Source organism: Amycolatopsis sp. cmx-11-12 (assembly GCF_046269425.1).
Classification (GTDB): Bacteria; Actinomycetota; Actinomycetes; order Mycobacteriales; family Pseudonocardiaceae; genus Amycolatopsis.
The window spans coordinates 170663-191828 of record NZ_JADNQM010000011.1 but is presented as its reverse complement, the minus strand read 5'-3'; the positions used below and the strand labels follow the sequence as shown (position 1 = coordinate 191828).

The following is a 21166-nucleotide window of genomic DNA, read 5'->3' as shown; positions in this document are numbered from 1 at the left end:
TCGCTTCATGGGGACGAGTGTGGCAGACATCGAGGACAGGTCCGGTCCGCATTGCGGAGGGTAGAGTGACCCGGGTGATCGATCCCGCGCAGCTGCTGTCCGTCGCCCGCGAAGAGGCCGAACTCGGCAAGGCCGAGGGCGGGGTCCCGATCGGCGCCGCGTTGTTCGACAGCGCCGGTGTCCTGCTCGGCCGCGGGCACAACCGCCGGGTCCAGGACGGCGACCCGTCGCTGCACGCCGAGACCACCGCGTTCCGGAACGCGGGCAGGCGGCCGCACTACCGGGACACGATCATGGTCACCACCCTCTCCCCCTGCTGGTATTGCAGCGGGCTGGTGCGCCAGTTCGGCATCGGCCGGGTGATCATCGGCGAGGCCGCCACGTTCGAGGGCGGGCATGGCTGGCTCGAAGAGAACGGTGTCGAGATCACCCTGCTCGACGACCCGGCGTGCACCGCGCTGATGACCGAGTTCATCCAGGACCATCCGGAGCTGTGGTTCGAGGACATCGGGGTCCCGACCGACAACTAATCGAGCGGTTCCTCGGCCTCGAAGACGACGGTCCGGTTGCGCCCCGCCCCCTTGGCCGCGCGCAACGCCTGATCCGCCGCACCGACGAGCCTGTCGAGCGTCTCACCGCCGGCGGGATGCGACGAGACCCCGATCGAAACGGTCGCACCGGCGAACGTCCCACCCAGTGAGACGAACGTCGAGGAAATCCGTAATCGGATGCGTTCGGCGATCGCGTGCGCGTCGAACCGGCTCGTACCGGGCAGCAGGACGACGAATTCCTCGCCGCCGAACCGGCCGACCAGGTCGGCCGCGCGGACCTCCGCGCGCAAAGTGTCCGCGACGGCGCGAAGGACGTCGTCTCCGACATGCCTGCCGTGCCGGTCGTTGAGCCGGGCGAAATGGTCGAGGTCGAGCATCAGCAGCGAAAGATCGGCGCCACGGCCGCGAAGCAGGTCGAATTGGGTGCGGGCACCGTCCAACCAGGACGAAGCGGTCAGCAGGCCGGTGCCGGAGTCCGTGCCCGCGTGGCCGCGCAGGGCGCGCATCGTCCCCGCCCGGTGCAGTACCACGAGCGCACCGGCGAGTACCACGGTGACGAACGGCCAGTCCACCGCCGACCACGCGAGCAGCAGGCCGAACGCGACCATCGCCGCGTCGAAGGCGAATCCCGACGGCTCCGCCCCGAATTCGGCTGCGGGAGCGGCCAAGGCGGCGTCGACGGACAGGAATACCAGGCCGGTCGCGAAAACCAGGGCGAAACTTTCGAAATCCCTTGTCGCGTCGGCGAACGGGTGCGCGTGCAGCAGTAGTGGGATGAGCGAAGCACCGAGTGCCGACAGCACGGTGGCGGAGGCCGCGAACACCTGGCGATGCGGGATCCCGCGCCGGATCCGGAACCAGCGGTACCCCGCCGAGGCGACGACGAGCACGGCGGCCAGCGCGGGCGGCAGCAGCAGCGCGCCCGCGAAGATCCAGGCCGCGTCCAGTCCGGCGCCGAGCCGGGTGTCGGCACGGGAGCGCTCAACGGGCCGCGAAAGCTCCGAACTGAGGATCATTCCCGCCAGCAGCGCGGAAAACGGGAGCAGTGACGACGAGGCGGGCGGCCGCAGCACGAAAAGGTAGGTGGTGGCGGCCAAGGCGACCGCGTCGACGAGGAGCAGGTACCCGATCAGGCCCCGCCTGGGTAGTTCCCACAGGCTCCAGGTCCCCAATATCCGCCGCGGCGCGGCGAGCCGCTCTCTTCGGCCGCGGCTTCCGGTCGCCATCAGGGAGTCCCCCACCATTTCGGCAAACTAGCCGGTAATCGCGGAGCTGTCGATCCGCTTTCCGGGTAGTGACCCCCCTACTAAGGTCGGTCGTTTCAGCCGGTAAATCCGGTGAATTCTTGACAGTCCTCAATGGTCTAGTCCACCGTGAGTGGGCGCACCCTCCTGGTTGATACGCCGCGTCAAGACGGAGGTGCTCCACACCTGCGCGCCCCGATGCGCGCGTACCAGTTGGAGGACCTATGAAATCCTTACGACGTTGGGCAACACTGGCCACCACCGTCGGCGCCGCTCTCGCCACGGCCGTCGGCCTCGCCCCCGTCGCCTCGGCGGCCCCGGACGCGGTGCTCGCCTCGCCTTATCTGTACCAGTGGTCGGGACAGACGGACCCGATCGCCGCGATGAACGCCACCGGGGTCAAGGCCTTCACCCTCGCGTTCATCCTCTCCGACGGCGGCTGCAACCCCAAATGGGACGGCAGCCGTTCACTCACCGGCTCCGACGCCACACTGATCAGCAAAATCCGGGCCAAGGGTGGCGACATCATCCCGTCGTTCGGCGGCTGGTCCGGCACGAAGCTCGGCCCGAAATGCGGCACACCCGCGGCACTCGCCGGCGCGTATCAGAAGGTCATCGACGCCTACAAACTCAAGGCGATCGACCTCGACGTCGAGAACACCGACGAATTCGAGAACCACACCGTCCAGGACCGGATCCTGAACGCCGTCAAACTCACGAAACAGAAGAATCCCGGCCTGCGCGTGGTCATCACCATCCCGACCGACGTCGGCGGCCCCAATTCGCACGGAAAGCGGCTGATCAACCAGTCGAAGGCCCTCGGCGCGGACGTCGACGCCTGGTCGGTCATGCCGTTCAATTTCTCCAGCGGCGGTGACATGGCAGGCAAGACCCGCAGTGCCGTGGACGGGCTCAAGAACGTCGTGAAGTCCGCCTTCGGCCTGAGCGACGACGCGGCATACCGGCGCAGCGGCCTCTCCTCGATGAACGGGAAGACCGACGTGGCGGGCGAGACGGTCAGCGTCGCCGACTTCCGCGCGATCCGCGACTACGCGGCGAGCAAACATCTCGCCCGGCTGTCGTTCTGGGCGGTGAACCGCGATTGCAACAACTGCGCGGGAATCGCACAGGGCAAGTACGACTACACGAAGATCGTGGCGGGTTATACCGGCTGACTTCCGTTCCCCACCGGTGTCAGCCTGTGAAGGCCTCTTTCCCTACTCTCAAAGTAGGGAAAGAGGCCTTCACGGTTTACCGCTCAGGGTCCGTAGCTGTGATCCGGACGGGAATGGAGTGCGGACCATCGACGGTGAGCGATACCGCCGTTCACCCGAACGGCGCTACCCGCCCCATTGCGGCAGGCGACCGCCGCCGCGGTACCAGTCATAGTCGTGGTGACCGGCGCGCGGATCCCGCCGTTCCGGGGTGACGACCGGCGGCGGAGTGGGAGACGGCGTCTCCGAGCCGTGCATCGACGCGGTCAGCGGCGGCGGGGGCGCGACACTGCCTCCCGGCGGCCCCGACGGGACAGGGGAAGGCACCGCGTCGTCCGGGACCTCGACAGCCTGCGGGGCGATGGTCAGCGACGGCGGCGGGAGCGGCGTTCCCGGGATGACGTCGGCCGAGTCGGCCGGGGTGAGCAGGACGGCGAGCAAGCCGCCGACGACCAGGCCGCCCGCCGAAAGCGCGGAAATCCGCCGGACCTTCCCGTTGCCGGGAGCGGCGCTGCTCGGAGCCCGGTGCTTCGGCCCGCGCGGTCCCCGGCGGCGGGGTGCCGCGCCGGCCTCCCGCATCAGTGCGCTCAGGGCGTCCTCACCGCTGTGGCGGCGAGCCGTGCGTGCCATCGGCACCTCCCAACCCCGGTCCGTCGCGCAGCGCGACGGCCTCATCCCGGGGTGGATCCTAGGAACGCGGGAGGCGGTTGTAAACGGATGTCGTCCACACCGGACAGACGGTGCGGTGAAGGGTCAGGCCGCTGCGGTGACCGCGATCGCGGCCGCGCCGGCTTCGGTCAGCTCGGCGGGCACGCGGCCGGTGACGGCGGAGAGGCCGCTGCTCTCGGCGGGGCGGATGTAACCACCGTGGGCGAGGGCGTGCGCGGTCATCTGGTCACAACAGGCGAACCCGTCGATGAAGAGGTCCGGCTCGCAGCTGCACGACATCTGGGCGCGGCGGGCCGCGACCGCTCGCAGCATCGCCATGGCTCGATGGGACAACTCGACCGCTGAACCGGACACCGGAGTAACCTCTCTCGATCAGCTACCTGAATCGGCAGCACTTACACCGTGTTATCGGTCGCTGCTCCATCAGTGTTAACAAGATCTCAGACGTTCCGGGGAATCTCTACGTTCCGTTCGATCTTCTCGTTTTTCGCCACTGCCAGTGTGGGCTCCAGGACCCTGGCCCACTGCGCGACGATCTGCTTGCGGCGCTTCGTGTCGTCGGTCAGCAGATTCGCCAGTCCCAGGCCGCGGGCAAGATCGAGAGTGGCCTGGACCAGCTCACGAACGCCCTGGTGGGACTCGTCGACGCCGAGAAGTTCGACCGTCACCCGGTGTGCTTCCCGGCCCACCCGCGCCTCCAGCGGCACCAGGGTCGCGCGCAGCCCCTCGTCGGTCGAAGCCGCGACCCACAGGTGGAGCGCGGCTCGGAACATCGGCCCGCTGTAGAGGTTGAGCACCATGTCGACGGCCCGCTCGATCCGCGACCGCCCCGACGGCAGTTCCGCCGCGCGGGCGCGCAGTTCCACGATCTGGATCTCGCCGACGTGTTCGACCGCGGCCGCGACCAGGTCTTCCCTGGTCGGGAAATGGTGCTGCGCGGCACCGCGCGAGACCCCGGCGCGTTCGGCGATGATCGCGACCGTTGTCCCGTTCCAGCCCAGCTCCCCGATCGTCTCGACGGCGGCCTCGACCAGCCGCCGACGGGTCGTCCGGCTGCGCTCCTGCTGCGGTTCGCGGATCATGGCCCTGTTTCTGGAGTACGTTCGTCGACCCAGAAATCGAGTTGCAGGTCTTCCTCGCGATCGCCGATGCGGTACTTCGAGAAGTCGGTGACGCCCTCGGCGGCCAGCACCTCGTCGTCGATGTAGAAGTTCCCCGACGCCTCGGCGCTCGGTTTGGTGAGGATCGCGTGCGCCGCGTCGGCCATGATGTCCGGCGTCCGCGATTTCGCCGCCAGTTCCGCGCCGACGACGTTGCGGATCGCCGCGGTGTCGATGGTCGTCCGCGGCCACAGCGAGTTCGCCGCGATCCCGAACTGCCGCAGTTCCGCGGCGAGCCCGACGGTCACCAGGCTCATCGAGTACTTCGCGATGCTGTACGCGAGATGCCCGGCCTGGAACCACTTCTCGTCGAGGCTGATCGGCGGCGACAGCGTCAGGATGTGCGCGTTGTCCGACAGCTTCAGGTACGGGATGGCGAGTTTCGACAGCAGGAACGAGCCACGCGCGTTGATGTCCTGCATCAGGTCGTAGCGCTTCATGCTGACCGACTCGGTCGGCGTCAGGTCGATCGCGCTGGCGTTGTTGAGCACGATGTCGATCCCGCCGAACTGCTCGGCCGTCCGCGCGATCGCGGCTTCGACCGAGGTGTCGTCACGGACGTCACCGACGATCGGCAGTGCCTGCCCGCCGGCGTCCTCGATCGCCTTGGCCGCGGTGTAGACCGTGCCCGGCAGTTTCGGATGCGGCTCGGCGGTCTTGGCCAGCAGCGCGATGTTCGCCCCGTCGCGAGCGGCGCGGACCGCGATGGCCTCGCCGATCCCGCGGCTGCCGCCGGAGATGATGATCGTCTTGCCGTGCAGCGTGCTCATGATTCGCGCCTCTCAGTAGGACCGGGGCAGGCCGAGGCTGTGCTGGCCGACGAAGTTGAGCACCATCTCGCGGCTCACCGGCGCGATGCGGCCCAGCCGGACGGCCGTGACCAGTGTGCCCAGCCCGTATTCGCTGGCGAGGCCGTTGCCGCCGTGGGTCTGCACGGCCTGGTCGACCGCGCGGATGGCGACCTCGGCGGCGGCGTACTTCGCCATGTTCGCCGACTCGCCCGCGCCGAAGTCGTCGCCGGAGTCGTAGAGCGACGCCGCCTTCTGCGTCATCAGCTTGGCCAGTTCCAGCTCGATCTTGATCTCGGCCAGCGGATGCGCGAGCCCCTGGTGGCTGCCGATCGGCGCGCCGCCCCACACCTTGCGCTCGTTGGCGTAGTCAACGGCTTTGGCCAGCGCGTACCGCGCGATGCCGAGCGAGAACGACGCGCCCATGATGCGTTCGGGGTTGAGCCCGGCGAACAGTTGCGCGATCGCCGCGTCCTCCTCGCCGACCAGCGCGTCGGCGGGCAGGTGGACGTCGTCGAGGAACAGGCCGAACTGCTTCTCCGGCGAGATCAGGTCCATCTCGATCTGCTGGTACTCGAAGCCGGGCGCGTCGGTCGGGACGATGAACAGCGCGGGCTTGAGCTTGCCGGTCTTCGAGTCTTCGGTGCGGCCGACGACGAGGACGGCGTCCGCCTCGTCGACGCCGGAGATGTAGACCTTCCGTCCATTGAGGACCCAATCGCCACCGTCGCGTTTGGCGGTGGTGGTGATCTTGTGCGAGTTCGACCCGGCGTCGGGTTCGGTGATCGCGAAGACCATCCGCCTGCTGCCGTCCGCGATGCCCGGCAGCCAGCGCTTCTTCTGTTCCTCGGTGCCGAAGCGCGAAATGACCGTGCCGCAGATGGCCGGCGACACAACCATGAGCAACAGCGGGCTGCCCGCCGCGGCGAGTTCTTCCAGCACCGCGGCGAGATCCGCGATGCCCGCTCCCCCACCGCCGTACTCCTCGGGCAAGTTCACGCCGAGATAGCCCAGCCGTCCGGCCTCGGCCCACAGTTCTTCGGTCTTGAGCCCGGCACGGGCCTGTTTGGCGTAGTACTCATACCCGTACTTCTTGCCGAGTTCGGCGACCGCCGCCCGCAGCGCGACGCGCTCCTCGGGTTCGGTGAAGTTCATCGCGTTCATTCGTTCTCTCCTACCACCGCGAGGATCGTGCCCACTTCGACCTGTTGTCCGACGACCACCGGGAGTTCCGTCACGACGCCGTCGGCCGGCGCCGCGATCCGGTGTTCCATCTTCATCGCTTCCAGCCACAGCAACGGATCGCCGGTCTTGACGGTGTCACCGGCCTCGACCGCGAGCCGGACGACGGTGCCCGGCATCGGCGCCACGAGCGAACCGGCGGCGAGCGCCGCGTCCGGATCCGGGTACCTCGGCACCACACTCAGTTCGACAGCGCCATCGGGCGAATCGACGTACACCGCGTCGCCGTACCGGGCGACGGCGAACGTCCGCCGCACCCCGGCGACCTCCAGGACGACACGGTCACTCGCGGCGGAAACCAGTTCCACGCCGTCGAATCCGTCGGCGCGCAGGCCGTCACGGGTGAGCGTGTAGACGACCTCGATCTCGTCTTCGCGTGCAAGGAAACGTTTGCGCTGGCCCTGGGAGTGGACGTTGCGCCACCCGCTGGGCAGCCGCCCCTGCACCTGGGCGCCCGCGCGGTTTCCTGCCGCGCCCGCCAAAGCCGCGGCGAGCGTGGAAATCCGTACGGTGTCCACAGTGGCCAGTGGCGTCGCCAGCGTGTCCAGTCCGTGCCGGTCGAAGAACGCCGTGTCGGTCTCACCGGCGAGGAAAGCCTCGTGGCGCAGGACGTTCACCAGCAGGTCGCGGTTGGTCACCACGCCGTGGATCTCCGCACCGGCCAGCGCGCCGGCCAACGCCCGTGCCGCGCTCCGGCGATCGGGGGCGAAGGCGATCACCTTGGCGAGCATCGGGTCGTAGTGCACGCCGACGGTCTGGCCGCTGACGAAGCCGGAGTCGAGCCGGACACCCGGGCCGATCTCGAATTCCCGTTGTGCGGCGGGAAGCTCGAAGCGGTGCAGGGTGCCGCTCTGCGGCTGCCAGCACGCTGCCGGGTCTTCGGCATAGAGCCGGACCTCGATCGCGTGACCCCGCGTCTCCGGCTCGTCGATCGGGAGGTGCTCGCCTTCCGCGATCCGCAGTTGCCAGGAAACAAGGTCGAGGCCGGTCGTGGCCTCGGTGACCGGATGCTCGACCTGGAGCCGGGTGTTCATCTCCAGGAAGTAGAACCGCCCGTCCGGACCGGCGAGGAACTCGACCGTCCCGGCACCGACGTAATCGATCGCCTGCGCGGCCTTGCGGGCGGCGTCGAACAGGGCTTCCCGCATGGCATCGTCGACGAACGGCGACGGTGCCTCTTCGACGACCTTCTGGTGACGGCGCTGAATCGAGCACTCCCGCTCCCCCACCGCCCACACCGTGCCGTGGGTATCGGCGAGCACCTGGACCTCGATGTGGCGCCCGGTCTCCAGATACCGCTCACAGAACACCGTCGCGTCGCCGAAGGCCGAGGCGGCCTCCGCACTCGCTCCCTCGACGGCCTCGGCGAGTTCGCCGAGCGAGCGCACGACGCGCATCCCGCGTCCGCCACCACCGGCGGATGCCTTGACCAGCAACGGAAGGTCGTCCTCGGTGACCTCGGCCGGGTCCAATTCGGACAGGATCGGGACACCGGCGTCGGCCATCATCCGCTTGGACTCGACCTTGGAGCCCATGCTCTCGATGGCCTCCGGCGGCGGGCCGACCCAGGTGAGCCCTGCGTCGAGCACGGCGCGGGCGAACCCGGCGTTCTCGGACAGGAAGCCGTAGCCGGGGTGGATCGCGTCGGCGCCGGTCTCGACGGCCGCCTTGATCAGCAGTTCGGCCCGCAAGTAAGTGTCGGACGGCGCGTTGCCCGGCAGCCGGACGGCGACGTCCGCCTCGGCCGTGTGCGGCGCGTCGGCGTCCGCGTCGGAGAACACCGCGACCGTCCCGATCCCGGCGTCGCGGCAGGTGCGGAACACGCGGCGGGCGATCTCACCACGGTTGGCGACCAGGAGTTTCTCGATCACGTTCGGCCCCTACATCCGGAAGACGCCGAAGCCTTCGGCGCCCTTCACTGGTCCATTGTGGATCACGGACAGGCTGAGCCCGAGCACCGTGCGGGTGTCGCGGGGATCGATGATCCCGTCGTCGTAAAGCATCCCGGAGAGGAACATCGGCATCGACTCCGCCTCGATCTGCCCCTCCACCATGGCGCGCATGGCGGTGTCGTGCTCCTCGTTGTAGTCCTGGCCCCGCGACGCGGCGGCGGCACGGGCCACAATGGACAGCACACCGGCCAGCTGCTGCGGCCCCATGACCGCGGATTTGGCGCTGGGCCAGGCGAAGAGGAACCGGGGATCGTAGGCGCGGCCGCACATGCCGTAATGCCCGGCGCCGTACGAGGCACCCATGAGCACCGACAGATGCGGGACCTTCGAGTTCGACACGGCGTTGATCATCATCGCGCCGTGTTTGATGATGCCGCTCTGCTCGTACTCCTTGCCGACCATGTAGCCGGTGGTGTTGTGCAGGAAGACCAGCGGCGTGTCGATCTGGTTGGCCAGCTGGATGAACTGCGCGGCCTTCTGCGATTCTTCGCCGAACAGCACGCCTTGCGCATTGGCGAGGACGCCGACCGGGTAGCCGTGGATGCTCGCCCAGCCGGTGGCGAGACTGCTGCCGTACAAGGGTTTGAACTCGTCGAAGTCCGAACCGTCGGCGACCCTGGCGATCACCTCGCGCGGGTCGAACGGCACCTTGAGATCGGCGGGCACGATGCCGAGCAGGTCTTCGGCCGAATACAGCGGCTCGGCGTAGTCCGGTTTCGGCGTCGGACCCTGTTTGGTCCAGTTGAGCCGCTTGACGATGCTGCGGCCGAGCCGGATCGCGTCCTCTTCGTCCGCGGCCAGGTAGTCGGCGAGGCCCGACGTACGGGCGTGCATCTCGGCGCCACCGAGCGATTCGTCGTCGGACTCCTCACCGGTGGCCATCTTGACCAGCGGCGGTCCGCCGAGGAAGACCTTCGCACGCTCCTTGACCATCACGACGTAGTCCGACATGCCGGGCAGGTACGCGCCGCCCGCGGTCGAGTTGCCGAACACCAGCGCGATCGTGGGTACCTTCGCCGCCGAAGACCGCGTGATGTCGCGGAAGATCCGGCCGCCGGGGATGAAGATCTCCTTCTGCGTCGGCAGATCCGCGCCGCCGGACTCGACGAGGTTGATCACCGGCAGGCGGTTCTGCGCGGCGATGTCCGCGGCGCGGTAGCTCTTCTTGGCCGTCCACGGGTTGCTCGCCCCGCCTTTGACCGTGGGGTCGCTCGCCGAGATCATGCACTCGACACCCTCGACCACGCCGATGCCGGTGATCACGCTGGCGCCGACCTGATAGTCCGAACCCCAGGCCGCGAGCGGTGAAAGTTCCAGGAACGGCGAGTCCTCGTCGAGGAGGAGTTCGATCCGCTCGCGGGCGAGCAGCTTGCCGCGTTTGCGGTGCCGGGTGACGTACTTCTCGCCGCCGCCCGCGATCGCCTTGGCGTGCTCGCCGTCGATCTCGGCGAGTTTGCCGAGCATGGACTCACGGTTGGCGGCGAACTCCTCGCTCCGATTGTCCACAGTGGACCTGATGGTGCTCATGCGGTGTATCCCAATCGCTTCGCGGCCAAGCCGGTGAGGATCTCGTTCGTACCGCCGCCGATGCCGAGGATGCGCACGTCACGGTAGTGACGCTCCACTTCGGCCTCCCGCATGTAGCCGAGCCCACCGTGCAGCTGGACGGCTTCGTTGACCACCCATTCGGCGGCCTCGACGGAGGTGTTCTTCGCGAAACAGGCTTCGGCGATGACCTCTTCGCCCGCGACGTGCCGCAGGGCGACCTGCCGGGTGTAGGTCCGGGCGACGTCGATCTTGCGCGCCATCTCGGTCAGTTTGTGCTGCACCAGCTGGCGGGAGATCAGCGGACGGCCGAAGGTCTCCCGCAGGCGGCACCAGTCCAGCGTCAGGTCGAGTGCTCGCTGAGCGTGCGCGTAACCCTGCACCGCCAGCGAAACCCGCTCGGTGACGAACTGGGTGGCGACCTGCGCGAACCCGCTGTTCTCGGCGCCGATCAGGTTCTCCGCGGGCACCCGGACGTCCACATAGGACAACTCGGCGGTGTCCGAACAGAGCCAGCCCATCTTCTCCAGTTTGCGGGAGACGGTGAAGCCTGGCGTGCCGCGTTCGACCACGATGAGCGAGATGCCGTGGGCGCCGGATTCACCGGTGCGGACCACGGTAGTCACGAAGTCGGCGCGGCAGCCCGAGGTGATGAAGGTCTTGGCGCCGTTGATGACGTACTCGTCGCCCTCGCGTACCGCGGTGGTGCGGATGCCGGCGACGTCGGAGCCGCCGTCGGGTTCGGTGACCGCGAGCGAGCCGATTTTGGCCCCCTCAAGTGTCGGCCGGACCCAGCGTTCGATCTGCACCGGATCCCCGGCCGCCGCGATATGCGGAACGGCGATGCCGCAGGTGAACAGCGACGCGAACAGCCCGCCGGAGCCGCCCGCGTAGTGCAGTTCCTCGGCGATGACGACGGCGTCGAGATAGTCACCGCCCCCGCCGCCGACCTCCTCGGGGAAGCCGACGCCGAGCAGCCCGAGTTTCCCGGCCTTGCGGTGCAGGTCGCGGGGCAGTTCCCCCTCGCGCTCCCAGTCGTCCAGGTGCGGCAGGATCTCGGTTTCGGCGAACCGCCGGACGGTCTTGCGCAGCTCGACGCGTTCCGGCGTGGTGAAGAGGTCGGTCACAGGAGAGCCTCCGGGATATCGATCTCGCGGGAGCGCAGCCATTCCCCGAGTGCCTTCGCCTGCGGATCGAACCGCGCCTGCGACGCGACGCCCTCACCGAGGATGCCTTCGACGACGAAGTTGATCGCCCGCAGGTTCGGCAGCAGGTGCCGCCGGACCTCCAGGTCAGCGGTCTCCGGGAGCAGCAGTTTGAACTCGGTGACGGTGAGCCGGTGCGCGAGCCAGCGCCACGCCTCGTCGGAGCGCGCCCAGACGCCGACGTTCGCGTTGCCGCCCTTGTCCCCGCTGCGGGCACCGATCACCTTGCCCAGCGGCGCCCTGCGGACCTGCGCCTGCGTATAGGGGGCAGGCAGTCCGTATTCGTCCACATCGGACAGTGCCAGGGTGTCGGTGGCTTGTGCGATGTCGCGACGGGTTCCGTCCGGCAGGACAGCGACGTGCGGAACCTCCTGCGCGTCAACGAAAGCGGCCCGGTAAACGCCATACGGCGACGCCGACGCTGGCGGCGCGGTGACGTGGAAGCCGGGATAACTCGCCAGCGCGAGTTCGATCGCCGCACCGCTGAACGCGCGCCCGGCGACCTCCGGATCGGCGTCCTTCACCGCGACGTGGAGCAACGCGCTCGCCTGCTGTTCGGTTTCGGCGTCCGCCTGGTCGGTGCGGGCCAGCGTCCAGCGGACCTCGGCGGGCGGTCGCGCTTTGAGCGCGCCTTCGAGTTGTTCCTTGACCAGCGCGGCTTTCGCTTCGACGTCGAGTCCGGTGAGGACGAACGTCGTCTCGTTGCGGAAACCGCCGAGCCCGTTCAGGCAGACCTTGAGCGTCGGGGGCGGCGGCTCCCCTGTGACGCCGGTGATCCGGACGCGGTCCGGGCCGTCTTCGGTCAGGGTCAGCGTGTCGAACCGCGCCGTGACGTCCGGCCCGGCGTAACGGGCGCCGGTGATCTCGTAGAGCAGTTGCGCGGTAACGGTTCCGGCGTTCACCACGCCGCCGGTTCCGGGGTGTTTGGTGATCACGCTGGAGCCGTCGGCGGAGATCTCGGCGATCGGGAAACCCGGGACACCGATCTCGTGCTCGGTGAAGAACGCGTAGTTGCCGCCGGTGGCCTGCGTGCCGCATTCGATCACGTGCCCGGCCGCGACCGCGCCGGCGAGCGCGTCGTAGTCGTCGCGCGCCCAGCCGAAGTGCGCGGCGGCCGGGCCGACGATCACCGACGCGTCGGTGACGCGCCCGGTCACCACGATGTCGGCACCCGCGTTCAGGCATTCCGCGATCCCCCACGCGCCGAGATAGGCGTTGGCGGTCAACGTCTTGCCGAAACCGAGTTCCTCGGCGCGCTGGATCAGATCGTCGCCCTCGACATGTGCGATGGCGACGTCGACCCCGAGCTTCGCGGCCAGTTCGCGGAGCGCGTCGGCGAGACCGGCAGGGTTGAGCCCACCGGCGTTCGCGACGATCTTGACGCCCTTTTCCTTGGCCAGCGCGAGATTCTCCTCCATCTGACGGAGGAAGGTCTTGGCGTAGCCGCGGTTCGGGTCCTTCATCCGGTCACGGCCGAGAATGAGCATCGTCAGTTCGGCCAGGTAGTCGCCGGTCAGCACGTCGAGCGGGCCGTCGGTGAGCATCTCGCGGACGGCGGAAAACCGGTCGCCGTAGAACCCGGACGCGTTGCCGATCCTGATCGGGGCCGCGGTCATGCGAACTGCCCCGGCTGCCGTCCCGCACCGGGAGGCCCGGCGAAGGCCTGCGCGATCCCGAGCCATTCCTCGACGTCGGCACCGGCCGCGACCAGGTCGGTGTCGTCAGGATGGCGGCGCTGGGTGATGACCAGGCAGAAGTCGACCGCGCTCCCGGTGAGCCGCTGCTCGGCGTCCTCCGACCCGAAAGCCCAGGTGGAGCCGTCCGGCGCGGTCAATTCGACCCGGAACTCCTCGGCGGGCGGGGCGAGCGAGTTGAGCTTGTAGGCGAAGTCGCGGGTGCGGGTGCCGAAGCGGGCGATGTGCCAGAGCCTGCCGGTGTTCTCGCGCGCGACGCCGAACGTGTCAAAGATGTCCTGGCCGTGCGCCCATGTCTCCATGAGGCGCGCGGTCAACATGGACGCGGCACTCATCGGCGGCCCGTACCAGGGGATCTTCTGCCCGTCGGGCACCGCGGCGAGCGCTTCGGCCAGCTCCGCGCGACCGGCACGCCACTCGGCCAGCAACTCCCGGGGCGGTGTCTTCGCACCCTCGGCCGCACCGTCGTCGACGTAGGTCTCCCCCGTCGCGAGCAACCCCTCGATCTCGGCCTGCCACTCGGCTTCGGACCCCCGCGCCGCGATCAGCGCCTTTTTGTCCGTCCAGGCCAGATGAGCGATCTGATGGGCGATCGTCCAGCCTTCGGCCGGGGTCTGCCGCGCCCAGTCCGACGCGGGCAGCTCCGCCACCACGTCGTCGATGGCCTGCGATTCCGCCGCGAGATCCCCAAGGATCACGCCAAGGTCAGCCATGCCCGCCTCCTCGCGTCCTCCCCAGGCTCGCACCCCTCGCCAGAAAAATCAAGCACGCCTGATTGTTTTGCCCGTGAAGGCCCCCTTCACGCGGCTGAGCCGAGGGAAGGGGGCCTTCACGCGGGTTCAAGCACTGTAGAGGGAGCCGACCGCGGAGTGGACCGAAGTCGAGTACACGGGGTCGTAGGTGTGACGGCCGGCCAGGACGTCCCCACCCTTACGGCTGTAGGTCCAGCCGCCGTCGGCCTCGAAGCCAGGGTTCGCGACGTGGCAGCCGGTCAGGCTGATGTCGTCCATCCGGGCCGTCACCGAATAGTTGGTGACCGCCTTCTTCTCGTAGAGACGCAGGGTGAGCGTCGCCGACCCGCCGCTCAAGCGCGGAGTGAGGTCGATCGGCGAAGAGGTGTACCACTCGATCCCCTCGCTGGCGACGTCACGCTCCCACACCTGCGTCCCGCCGACGATCGCCTGCTTCGCGTGGTAGCCGAGCGGGCTCGTGGCGGGCCGGTCGTCGGTATGCCACACGACCATCCGGCAGGACGTCGACCCCGCGTCGAGGCGAACGGTCGTGCTGGCGGCCGCGTAGTCCCCCGCCGTCGTGGCGTTGTCGGGATGCACCGTGAACACCAGCGCGCTGTTCCCGGTGTGCGCGACGCGTTCGTCTCCCGACTGCGCCCGTCCCGGCGTCAAGGGCAGCGCGTACTGGATGACCCCGGCGAGCTTCCCGGCCGCCGCGTACTCCAGGCCGACCGCGGTCACCGTTCGGACATACTCGACGTCAGGGGTGATCGTGGTGCGCGACAGAGTGGAGGCGTACACCATCAGGATGGCCTTGCGGCTCTTGCTCGCGAGCCGCGCGACGATCTGGTCCAGCTGCGCGCGGAGACTCCCGGTCCACAGCGTGTTGCGGTACGGGTCGTCGCGGAACGGCAGAATGAGGCTGTCGATGCTCGCGGCGTAGGAGTCCACAAAGGACTGGGTGACGGCGTTGGCGTACACCACCGGGTAGAAGTCGAGCGACGGCTGGATCGCCCTGGCCGCGTTGCGCATCTTGGCCGTGTAGGTCGTGTCGAACGTGCTCGTGTTGGCGTTGAAATCGTCCATCGCCCAGGCCTTGAGCACCGGATACCGCACCGAGAGCCGGGCGATCGCCTGCCCCCACGCGACGTAGTCCTTCTTGTAGGGCAGATACTCCGCGCAGCTCGTGCCGCCGGGGCACTCGGTCGGCGGGACCAGGTAGACCCAGACAGCGAGGCCACTCGCCTGGGCGGCGGGCAGGAACTCCTGCTCCAGATCACCCCAGTCGGTGGGCTTGTTGACCAGGAACGCGTACGTGTCCGCGTTCATCGCACGGAGCCGGTCCACCGTCGCCTGGGCATCGACATGCCCATCGGCCTTGCGGACCGGATTGGCGTAACTGGCGCGGATCCCCTGCGCGGGCGCCGCCCCGGCGGGCAACGCGAGCAGCGAACCCACGAACGCGAGCAGCAGCGCGACCACGGACCATCTCGAGACTTGCCGTGAGGGCAAGGGTGTCGTCATGGTCCCCGAGCGTGCCTGGATCGCGCATAAGTTCCATACAAGCCCACAGATCACTTGCGACGGTCGCCTCCCTAGCCCACTATTACCGCCTTTTGCCCCCATCGAGTGAAATGGTCCACTCTGGGTCGCTACGCAAATCGTAGTAGCACAGGTGTTCGAACAGGAGTATTGTTGGTGTCGTGGCCAGCGAAAACAGTCCCCAGGGAGCGTGCGCCGAGTGGTGGCGTGCTGATACTGCGACGCTGCATGCCCGTAAGCAGGAAATCGAAGTCCTGAAACGCCAGTTGGACGCGGAGCAGTACGCGATTCTGGCGGAGTTGAATACGCGGGGGATTCGTGGATGTTATGGGCATTCGACGTTGATGGGTTTGATCCTGCAGGATTTCCTGGTGTCGGAGAAGGAAGCGTCGGCCCGCGCTGAGCGGGCACTGGCTTTGCATCCCGGCGTCGCTATCGGTGGCGATGTGGTGCCACCTCTTGCGCCTCTGACTGCTGAGGCGGCCGCGGAGGGTGTGATCGGTGGCGGGCAGATCGATGCGATCATCGGTGCTCTCGCTCGGGTCCCATCTTTTGTGTCCGAGGGGAAGGTGCGGGCTGGGGAGAGGATTCTGGTTGATCTGGCTCGGCGGGCTGGGCCGAAGGAGATCGTCGCGGCGGGGCGTCGGATGCTGGACACGATGGACCCTGATGGCAAAGAACCCCGGGACGAGGGGTCGAAGGGTGCTCGTCCGGAGTTGCGGTTTATCAAGCATCGTGATGGCACGCTGGGGTTCGCGGGGACGTTGGATCCGGAAACCTACGCCCGGTTGAAGTCCGATCTCGACCCGCTGGCCAAACCACGCAAGGCCGTCGATGGTGTCCGGGACTCCCGCAGCCAGGGCGAACGCTATGGGGACGCGTTCGCTGATTATGTGCGGTTGAAGACCGCCAGTCCCGATCTTCCCGGTCAGGCCGGGGAGTCGACCCAGATCCTGGTGACCATGGCTTACGAGGATTTGATGAACGAGGTCGGCGACGGCGTCCTCGATCTCGTCGGCCCGATCAGCGCCACGGATGTCCGAATCCTGGCGTGCGATGCCCGGATCCGGCCCATCGTCCTCTCCGGCGCCGGGCAGCCGCTGGACGTGGGGCGCTCCAGCCGTTCCGCCACCACCCCGCAGAAGCATGCGTTGAAGGTCCGGGATGGTGGGTGTGCGTTTCCTGGCTGCGATATGCCGGTGCAGCGCTGCACGGCCCACCACATTGTTTTCTGGCGTCATCGTGGTGAAACAAAAATCGACAATCTCGTGCTGGTCTGCACGAAGCACCATCGACTGATCCATAAAAGCGAGTGGAAAGTCCAGATCGCCCAAGACGGACTACCCGAATTCATCGCACCCGCCTACCTCGACCCCACCGGGGAACCGAGACGCAACACCATGCACCTACGGGTATAGACCGACAGCCTTCCTGCACTGGGACTGGAATGAAAACAACCCAGCCCCAATACGCACACGCCCAAGCCCTGCCCGCAACCCGAACACCACCTGCCGGAAGCAGGCCTGCTGTCGACCCCGGACATCGGGGTCGGCCCGTGCTCGCCGTGCTTGATTCCAAACTTGGTGGCGATCACCACCTGGTCGCGGACCGGTGCCAGCGCCTGACCGATCAGGTCCTCATTTGTAAACGGGCCGTAGACTTCGGCAGTCTCGAAGAAAGTCACGCCGTGGCTAACCCCGCAGCAGCTTCGTCATCTCGGCTGTGTCTTCTGGCTGACCGTAAAAGAAACTCATTCTCATGCAGCCGAGCCCGAGAGCCGAGACTTCGAGGTGTTGTCCTAGTTTGCGTTGTTGCATTAGAGATGCGTCTGGGGGCTGCCGTGTCAGTCTCATGGGCACGAGGGGGATGGAACCGGACCCCCAGCCTGGATTCACCTCCCAGGCTCAACGTCCCGATTCCTTCATCAACACGGGCCGCGCGACGTCACCCCAACACGCCCGAGCCCAGGTACCGTAGGCGAGATGCGCAAACGGGACGGGATCGGCGGCCTCGTCGCACTGCTCGTCCTGATCGCGATGATCACGCTGGTGATGGCCCTCCTGGTCTTCGGTGTCGTGGTCGCGACGGATTACATACCTCGTCACTGACTCCGTACTCAGGAAGCCCGGACAACCAGCTTCCCCACCTGATGGATCTTCAGCGGCAGCCGCCCGGCCTCGACCAAGTCGACATAGCGCTGAAGCGCCTCAGCGGGCAGGTCGCCGCCGGACGCGGTGAGCCGGACGCCGTTCGGGATCACCGCCATCGGGTAGAAGTCCGGGATCGACCAGACGTCGCCGGGCATCCCGGTGAAGCACACCGTCCCGTGTTCGGCCCCCAGCCGTTATTCCCCCGGCCGCTCGAACTCCCGGATCAGCACCGGGTACTGCTCCCTGCCGTGCCCCGCCGCGATGGCGCGGTCGGCCATCGCCTTGATCAGCTTCGGCAGTTCGGCGTTCACGCCCAGCGCCTCGCTCTCCTCGACCATATGCGCCATCGCCCGCGCGTCGGTCTCCAAGGCCGACACCTCCGCCGGGAACGAGCCCTTGTCGACCTGCTCGGCGTAGCCGGGCAGCCAGCCCGCGACGCCGACGGCGATCTGCTGCGCGAAGGTCGCGTACGTCGCGGCGTCGACGCCGGCGGTCCGCAGCATCGCGGTGCCTTGCAGCCACGCGTTCAGGACGCTCCACATCATCGCCAGGCCCGCGACGTCGTATAGCGAAGCCAGGCCGTGGTCCTCGCCGAGATACGTAACCGTTCCGAGCGCGTCCAGCGCCAGGTCGAGCCGCGGCCCGCTGAGCAGGATCGCCGCGTCGGCGGTCCCGATCGCCGACGGGATGGCCATGATCGCGCCGTCCAGGTAGCGGGCACCCTTTTTTCCGGCCCAGGCGGCGGTTTCCCGCGCTTGAGCGGAATCACCCGAGGTCAGGTTGACCAGTGTCGTGCCCTCCAGCCCGACATCGCCGAGCAGTTCACGCACGGCCGAGTAGTCAGTGAGACACACGACGGTCAAGCCGCCGGAGACAAGAGCATCGCCGACCGTCGGCGCCAAGCGAGCGCCCAAGGCGACCAGCGAGTCGGCCTTGGCGGCCGTCCGGTTCCATACGGTCGTGGGATGCCCGGCTTTCAGGAACGCGCGGGCGAGCGCCTGGCCCATCAGGCCGAGGCCGAGAACGGTGATCGGGGTATTCGTGTTGTCGGTCATGGCAACATCGTCAACGTTGATACCGGTATGAAGGTCAAGTGGGGAAAGCGATGAAGATCGGGGAACTGAGCCATCGGACGGGCGTCCACGCCCATCAGCTGCGCTACTACGAGGCCCAAGGCCTGCTGGAGGCGGACCGCGCCACGAACGGCTACCGCGAGTACGACGAGACGGCCTTGCTGCGGGTGAAGCAGATCCGGCATCTGCTCGCCGCCGGCCTGTCGTCCGAGGACATCGCGTATCTGCTGCCCTGCGCGATCGGTGAGGAGCCGGAGCTGATCGGCTGTCCCGAACTGCTGGCCGCGATGCGCGAACGGCTCGGGCGGCTCGACGAGCAGCTGGCCAAGATCGCGCGGTCCCGCGACGCGCTGGCCGGTTACATCGACGCGGCAGAGCGGACAGGCGCGAAGACCTATCCCCCGTTCGAAGGTGCCGCGTGAGCGAGACGCAGGAGGCCATCCAGTTGCGCGAGCTGGGCACCGACGACGCGCGACGGCAACTGGTCGCGTTGTCCGAACAGAACCCGCGCGACGCCGTGATCGCCTATCAGACAGCGTGGGCGCACGACTCCGCCGGGCTGGAGGCCGAAGCAGCCCCCTTCTACGAGCGGGCACTCAGCGGCGACGGTCTGTCCACAGAGGACAGGCATGGCGTGTTCGTCGGGCTCGGCAGCACGTATCGCGTCCTCGGCAAGTACGGCGAATCACTCAAGACCTTGCGCCGCGGCCTGGACGAGTTCCCGGACGACGGGGCGCTGAGGACGTTCCTCGCCATGGCGCTCTACAACGTCGGCGAGGCGCGTGAAGCGGCGGGAACGCTGTTGAAGGTGCTCGCGGCGACCAGTTCCGACGCCGGGGTCCAGCGGTACCGGCGAGCGGTCGAGTACTACGCGGATCATCTGGACGACGTCGAGTGATCCTTATTGACACCTTGTCAACATAGCCTTACTTTCACGTCATGAGCGCGTACGCCGAAATCACCTACGAGGTTTCCGACCGCATCGCGACGGTCACGCTCAACCGGCCGGAGGCCCGCAACGGCTACACCATCCGTATGGCCGACGAACTCGGGGACGCGATGGACCGGGCCGACCGCGACGAGGACGTCCGGGTGGTGATCCTGACCGGCAACGGCAAGGATTTCTCGGTGGGCGCCGACCTCTCGCAGGGTGGTTTCGACTTCGATCCGGAGTCCGGCCCGGACGCGGCGTGGCAGGAGCCGGCGGGACGCTGCTCGAAGCGGATCTTCACGATGAACAAGCCGGTGATCGCCGCCCTGCGGGGCGCGGCCGTCGGCGGCGGCGTCACGATCACACTGTCGTGCGATTACCGGCTGGCGTCCACGGATTCGCGCTTCGGCTTCGTGTTCGTCCGCCGGGGGATCTACCCGGAAGGCGCGTCCGCCTGGTTCCTCCCCCGGTTGGTCGGGATGGGCACGGCACTCGACTGGATGATCAGCGGCCGCGTCTTCGGCGCCGAGGAAGCGAAAGCCGCCGGACTGGTCCACAGTGTTCACGAGCCCGAAGAAGTCCTCACCAAGGCACGCGAACTGGCTCTCGAAATAGCCACGACCACAGCGCCGGTTTCGGTCGCGGTGACCCGCCAGCTGCTGTACCGGATGGCGAGCGCCGCATCGCCGTTCCCGGTGCACGAACTGGACTCCCGGCTGATCGGCGGTCTGGGCAGCAGCCCGGACGCCGTCGAAGGGGTCCTGTCCTTCTTGCAGAAACGACCACCGGAGTTCTCCATGCGCGTCGACACCGACCAGCCCGCCTACCTGCCGTGGCGGAACGCGTGACCGCCTATCCCCCGGAGCCGTGGAACCTGGCGGGCCAGGCATACCTGTCCGTCTGGCGTGTCCCGGTGAGCGAGCTGCCCGAATTGCCCGACGGCGTCGAACCGGCCGTCGCGGGCGGACGCGCGCAGGTGTTCGCCGCGTGGATCGACTACCAGGAGCCGGGGCAGCTCCAGTATCACGAGCTGCTGGCGACGGTCGCCGTCCGCGGCAAGCGCCTCTCCAGCTCGATCACCGACATCTGGGTCGACAGCGAGGTCTCGCTCGCCGGCGGGCGCGCGCTGTGGGGCATCCCCAAGGACCTCGCCGCGCTCGACTTCACCCACGGACGGACCTTCACCGCCTCCGCGGCCACCCACGAGGACTGGATCGCGACGGCCGCCTTCACCGCTCGCCCGAGCCTCCCGGTGACGATGCCCGCCGCCTTCGACGTCGTCCAGATCCTGGACGGACGTCTCAAAAGAAGCCCCGTCCGGGCGAAGGCGCACCCCCATCCGGCGGCCGCGGATTGGCGGATCAACGAGGCGGGGCCGCTCGGCTTCCTGGCCGGTCAGCGGCCCGTTCTGAGCGCTCACCTGCGTGATTTCAAGATTGTTTTCGGCGGCTGAGCAGCCGCTGAGCGTGATCGCC

The 21166-nt window shown here is 67.9% G+C and carries 23 protein-coding genes; 8 read left to right on the top strand and 15 right to left on the bottom strand.

What is annotated here, in order from left to right:
* Positions 1 to 65: 65 nt before the first annotated feature.
* Positions 66 to 530 (top strand): nucleoside deaminase, encoded by a 465-nt coding sequence (locus ACLARN_RS18035; RefSeq protein ID WP_409492566.1) that lies wholly within the window; start codon positions 66 to 68, stop codon positions 528 to 530.
* On the opposite strand, the gene ACLARN_RS18030 is transcribed toward ACLARN_RS18035, so the two are convergent.
* Positions 527 to 1795 carry a GGDEF domain-containing protein gene (locus tag ACLARN_RS18030; RefSeq protein WP_409492565.1) on the bottom strand — a complete coding sequence of 423 codons (1269 nt, stop codon included), beginning with the start codon at positions 1793 to 1795 and terminating at the stop codon, positions 527 to 529. The two genes, ACLARN_RS18035 and ACLARN_RS18030, sit on opposite strands and share 4 nt — an antisense overlap.
* A 224-nt stretch (positions 1796 to 2019) precedes the next feature.
* Here ACLARN_RS18030 and ACLARN_RS18025 point away from each other — a divergent pair, with 224 nt between their 5' ends.
* Positions 2020 to 2970 carry a chitinase gene (locus ACLARN_RS18025; RefSeq protein ID WP_409492564.1) on the top strand — a complete coding sequence of 317 codons (951 nt, stop codon included), beginning with the start codon at positions 2020 to 2022 and terminating at the stop codon, positions 2968 to 2970.
* Positions 2971 to 3135: 165 nt separating this feature from the next.
* Here the strand turns inward: ACLARN_RS18025 and ACLARN_RS18020 are convergent, their stop codons facing one another.
* From ACLARN_RS18020 to ACLARN_RS17970, 11 genes are all read right to left on the bottom strand, one after another.
* Positions 3136 to 3639, bottom strand: coding sequence for a hypothetical protein (locus ACLARN_RS18020; protein ID WP_409492563.1), 504 nt, complete (start codon positions 3637 to 3639; stop codon positions 3136 to 3138).
* A 123-nt stretch (positions 3640 to 3762) separates the two neighbouring features.
* Positions 3763 to 4032: a hypothetical protein gene (locus tag ACLARN_RS18015; protein WP_409492562.1), complete on the bottom strand. Its 270-nt coding sequence runs from the start codon at positions 4030 to 4032 to the stop codon at positions 3763 to 3765.
* An 86-nt stretch (positions 4033 to 4118) separates the two neighbouring features.
* The gene (locus tag ACLARN_RS18010) at positions 4119 to 4760 is read right to left on the bottom strand and encodes a TetR/AcrR family transcriptional regulator (RefSeq protein WP_409492561.1); all 642 of its coding nucleotides are present in this window, start codon (positions 4758 to 4760) and stop codon (positions 4119 to 4121) included.
* Positions 4757 to 5608, bottom strand: a complete 852-nt coding sequence (locus ACLARN_RS18005; protein WP_409492560.1) for an SDR family oxidoreductase — start codon at positions 5606 to 5608, stop codon at positions 4757 to 4759. The genes ACLARN_RS18010 and ACLARN_RS18005 overlap by 4 nt, the downstream gene beginning before the upstream one ends.
* Positions 5609 to 5620: 12 nt before the next feature.
* The gene (locus ACLARN_RS18000; protein ID WP_409492559.1) at positions 5621 to 6790 is read right to left on the bottom strand and encodes an acyl-CoA dehydrogenase family protein; all 1170 of its coding nucleotides are present in this window, start codon (positions 6788 to 6790) and stop codon (positions 5621 to 5623) included.
* Entirely contained in the window at positions 6787 to 8739 is a 1953-nt protein-coding gene (locus tag ACLARN_RS17995) for a biotin carboxylase N-terminal domain-containing protein (protein ID WP_409492558.1), read from the bottom strand. Before ACLARN_RS17995 ends, ACLARN_RS18000 begins: the two co-directional genes overlap by 4 nt.
* A 9-nt stretch (positions 8740 to 8748) precedes the next feature.
* On the bottom strand, positions 8749 to 10347 hold the full coding sequence (locus ACLARN_RS17990) for an acyl-CoA carboxylase subunit beta (RefSeq protein WP_409492557.1): 1599 nt from the start codon (positions 10345 to 10347) through the stop codon (positions 8749 to 8751).
* Positions 10344 to 11492 carry an acyl-CoA dehydrogenase family protein gene (locus tag ACLARN_RS17985; protein ID WP_409492556.1) on the bottom strand — a complete coding sequence of 383 codons (1149 nt, stop codon included), beginning with the start codon at positions 11490 to 11492 and terminating at the stop codon, positions 10344 to 10346. Before ACLARN_RS17985 ends, ACLARN_RS17990 begins: the two co-directional genes overlap by 4 nt.
* Positions 11489 to 13186, bottom strand: coding sequence for an acyclic terpene utilization AtuA family protein (locus ACLARN_RS17980; protein ID WP_409492555.1), 1698 nt, complete (start codon positions 13184 to 13186; stop codon positions 11489 to 11491). The genes ACLARN_RS17985 and ACLARN_RS17980 overlap by 4 nt, the downstream gene beginning before the upstream one ends.
* Positions 13183 to 13977, bottom strand: a complete 795-nt coding sequence (locus ACLARN_RS17975) for a TIGR03084 family metal-binding protein (RefSeq protein ID WP_409492554.1) — start codon at positions 13975 to 13977, stop codon at positions 13183 to 13185. Before ACLARN_RS17975 ends, ACLARN_RS17980 begins: the two co-directional genes overlap by 4 nt.
* A gap of 126 nt (positions 13978 to 14103) precedes the next feature.
* Positions 14104 to 15519 carry a hypothetical protein gene (locus ACLARN_RS17970; RefSeq protein ID WP_409492553.1) on the bottom strand — a complete coding sequence of 472 codons (1416 nt, stop codon included), beginning with the start codon at positions 15517 to 15519 and terminating at the stop codon, positions 14104 to 14106.
* 179 nt (positions 15520 to 15698) lie between these two features.
* Between ACLARN_RS17970 and ACLARN_RS17965 the strand changes: the two genes are divergently transcribed.
* The gene (locus tag ACLARN_RS17965) at positions 15699 to 16955 is read left to right on the top strand and encodes a DUF222 domain-containing protein (RefSeq protein WP_409492552.1); all 1257 of its coding nucleotides are present in this window, start codon (positions 15699 to 15701) and stop codon (positions 16953 to 16955) included.
* On the opposite strand, the gene ACLARN_RS17960 is transcribed toward ACLARN_RS17965, so the two are convergent.
* Positions 16901 to 17221, bottom strand: coding sequence for an aldo/keto reductase (locus ACLARN_RS17960; protein ID WP_409492551.1), 321 nt, complete (start codon positions 17219 to 17221; stop codon positions 16901 to 16903). The two genes, ACLARN_RS17965 and ACLARN_RS17960, sit on opposite strands and share 55 nt — an antisense overlap.
* Positions 17222 to 17519: 298 nt before the next feature.
* On the opposite strand from ACLARN_RS17960, the gene ACLARN_RS17955 reads away from it, so the two are divergent.
* Positions 17520 to 17645: a hypothetical protein gene (locus tag ACLARN_RS17955; protein WP_409492550.1), complete on the top strand. Its 126-nt coding sequence runs from the start codon at positions 17520 to 17522 to the stop codon at positions 17643 to 17645.
* Positions 17646 to 17653: 8 nt separating this feature from the next.
* Here the strand turns inward: ACLARN_RS17955 and ACLARN_RS17950 are convergent, their stop codons facing one another.
* Entirely contained in the window at positions 17654 to 17842 is a 189-nt protein-coding gene (locus ACLARN_RS17950; protein WP_409492549.1) for a hypothetical protein, read from the bottom strand.
* Positions 17843 to 17881: 39 nt separating this feature from the next.
* Positions 17882 to 18742, bottom strand: a complete 861-nt coding sequence (locus ACLARN_RS17945; RefSeq protein WP_409492548.1) for an NAD(P)-dependent oxidoreductase — start codon at positions 18740 to 18742, stop codon at positions 17882 to 17884.
* A gap of 50 nt (positions 18743 to 18792) precedes the next feature.
* On the opposite strand from ACLARN_RS17945, the gene ACLARN_RS17940 reads away from it, so the two are divergent.
* Genes ACLARN_RS17940 through ACLARN_RS17925 form a run of 4 tightly spaced genes read left to right on the top strand, consistent with a single transcriptional unit; the run spans position 18793 to position 21144 of the window.
* Positions 18793 to 19182 (top strand): MerR family transcriptional regulator, encoded by a 390-nt coding sequence (locus tag ACLARN_RS17940; RefSeq protein WP_409492547.1) that lies wholly within the window; start codon positions 18793 to 18795, stop codon positions 19180 to 19182.
* Complete coding sequence (locus tag ACLARN_RS17935) at positions 19179 to 19658, top strand: tetratricopeptide repeat protein (RefSeq protein ID WP_409492546.1); 480 nt, start codon at positions 19179 to 19181, stop codon at positions 19656 to 19658. The genes ACLARN_RS17940 and ACLARN_RS17935 overlap by 4 nt, the downstream gene beginning before the upstream one ends.
* 41 nt (positions 19659 to 19699) lie before the next feature.
* Positions 19700 to 20539 (top strand): enoyl-CoA hydratase-related protein, encoded by an 840-nt coding sequence (locus tag ACLARN_RS17930; RefSeq protein ID WP_409492545.1) that lies wholly within the window; start codon positions 19700 to 19702, stop codon positions 20537 to 20539.
* On the top strand, positions 20536 to 21144 hold the full coding sequence (locus ACLARN_RS17925; RefSeq protein WP_409492544.1) for an acetoacetate decarboxylase family protein: 609 nt from the start codon (positions 20536 to 20538) through the stop codon (positions 21142 to 21144). The genes ACLARN_RS17930 and ACLARN_RS17925 overlap by 4 nt, the downstream gene beginning before the upstream one ends.
* Positions 21145 to 21166 lie beyond the last annotated feature (22 nt).

Coding starts and splice junctions, on each gene's coding strand:
- ACLARN_RS17945 (WP_409492548.1), bottom strand. CDS start 18,742: ATGACCGACAACACGAATACCCCGATCACCGTTCTCGGCCTCGGCCTG.
- ACLARN_RS18010 (WP_409492561.1), bottom strand. CDS start 4,760: ATGATCCGCGAACCGCAGCAGGAGCGCAGCCGGACGACCCGTCGGCGG.
- ACLARN_RS18030 (WP_409492565.1), bottom strand. CDS start 1,795: ATGGTGGGGGACTCCCTGATGGCGACCGGAAGCCGCGGCCGAAGAGAG.
- ACLARN_RS17980 (WP_409492555.1), bottom strand. CDS start 13,186: ATGACCGCGGCCCCGATCAGGATCGGCAACGCGTCCGGGTTCTACGGC.
- ACLARN_RS18005 (WP_409492560.1), bottom strand. CDS start 5,608: ATGAGCACGCTGCACGGCAAGACGATCATCATCTCCGGCGGCAGCCGC.
- ACLARN_RS18000 (WP_409492559.1), bottom strand. CDS start 6,790: ATGAACGCGATGAACTTCACCGAACCCGAGGAGCGCGTCGCGCTGCGG.
- ACLARN_RS17975 (WP_409492554.1), bottom strand. CDS start 13,977: ATGGCTGACCTTGGCGTGATCCTTGGGGATCTCGCGGCGGAATCGCAG.
- ACLARN_RS17940 (WP_409492547.1), top strand. CDS start 18,793: ATGAAGATCGGGGAACTGAGCCATCGGACGGGCGTCCACGCCCATCAG.
- ACLARN_RS17970 (WP_409492553.1), bottom strand. CDS start 15,519: ATGACGACACCCTTGCCCTCACGGCAAGTCTCGAGATGGTCCGTGGTC.
- ACLARN_RS17990 (WP_409492557.1), bottom strand. CDS start 10,347: ATGAGCACCATCAGGTCCACTGTGGACAATCGGAGCGAGGAGTTCGCC.
- ACLARN_RS17955 (WP_409492550.1), top strand. CDS start 17,520: ATGCGCAAACGGGACGGGATCGGCGGCCTCGTCGCACTGCTCGTCCTG.
- ACLARN_RS17950 (WP_409492549.1), bottom strand. CDS start 17,842: ATGCCCGGCGACGTCTGGTCGATCCCGGACTTCTACCCGATGGCGGTG.
- ACLARN_RS17930 (WP_409492545.1), top strand. CDS start 19,700: ATGAGCGCGTACGCCGAAATCACCTACGAGGTTTCCGACCGCATCGCG.
- ACLARN_RS18025 (WP_409492564.1), top strand. CDS start 2,020: ATGAAATCCTTACGACGTTGGGCAACACTGGCCACCACCGTCGGCGCC.
- ACLARN_RS18020 (WP_409492563.1), bottom strand. CDS start 3,639: ATGGCACGCACGGCTCGCCGCCACAGCGGTGAGGACGCCCTGAGCGCA.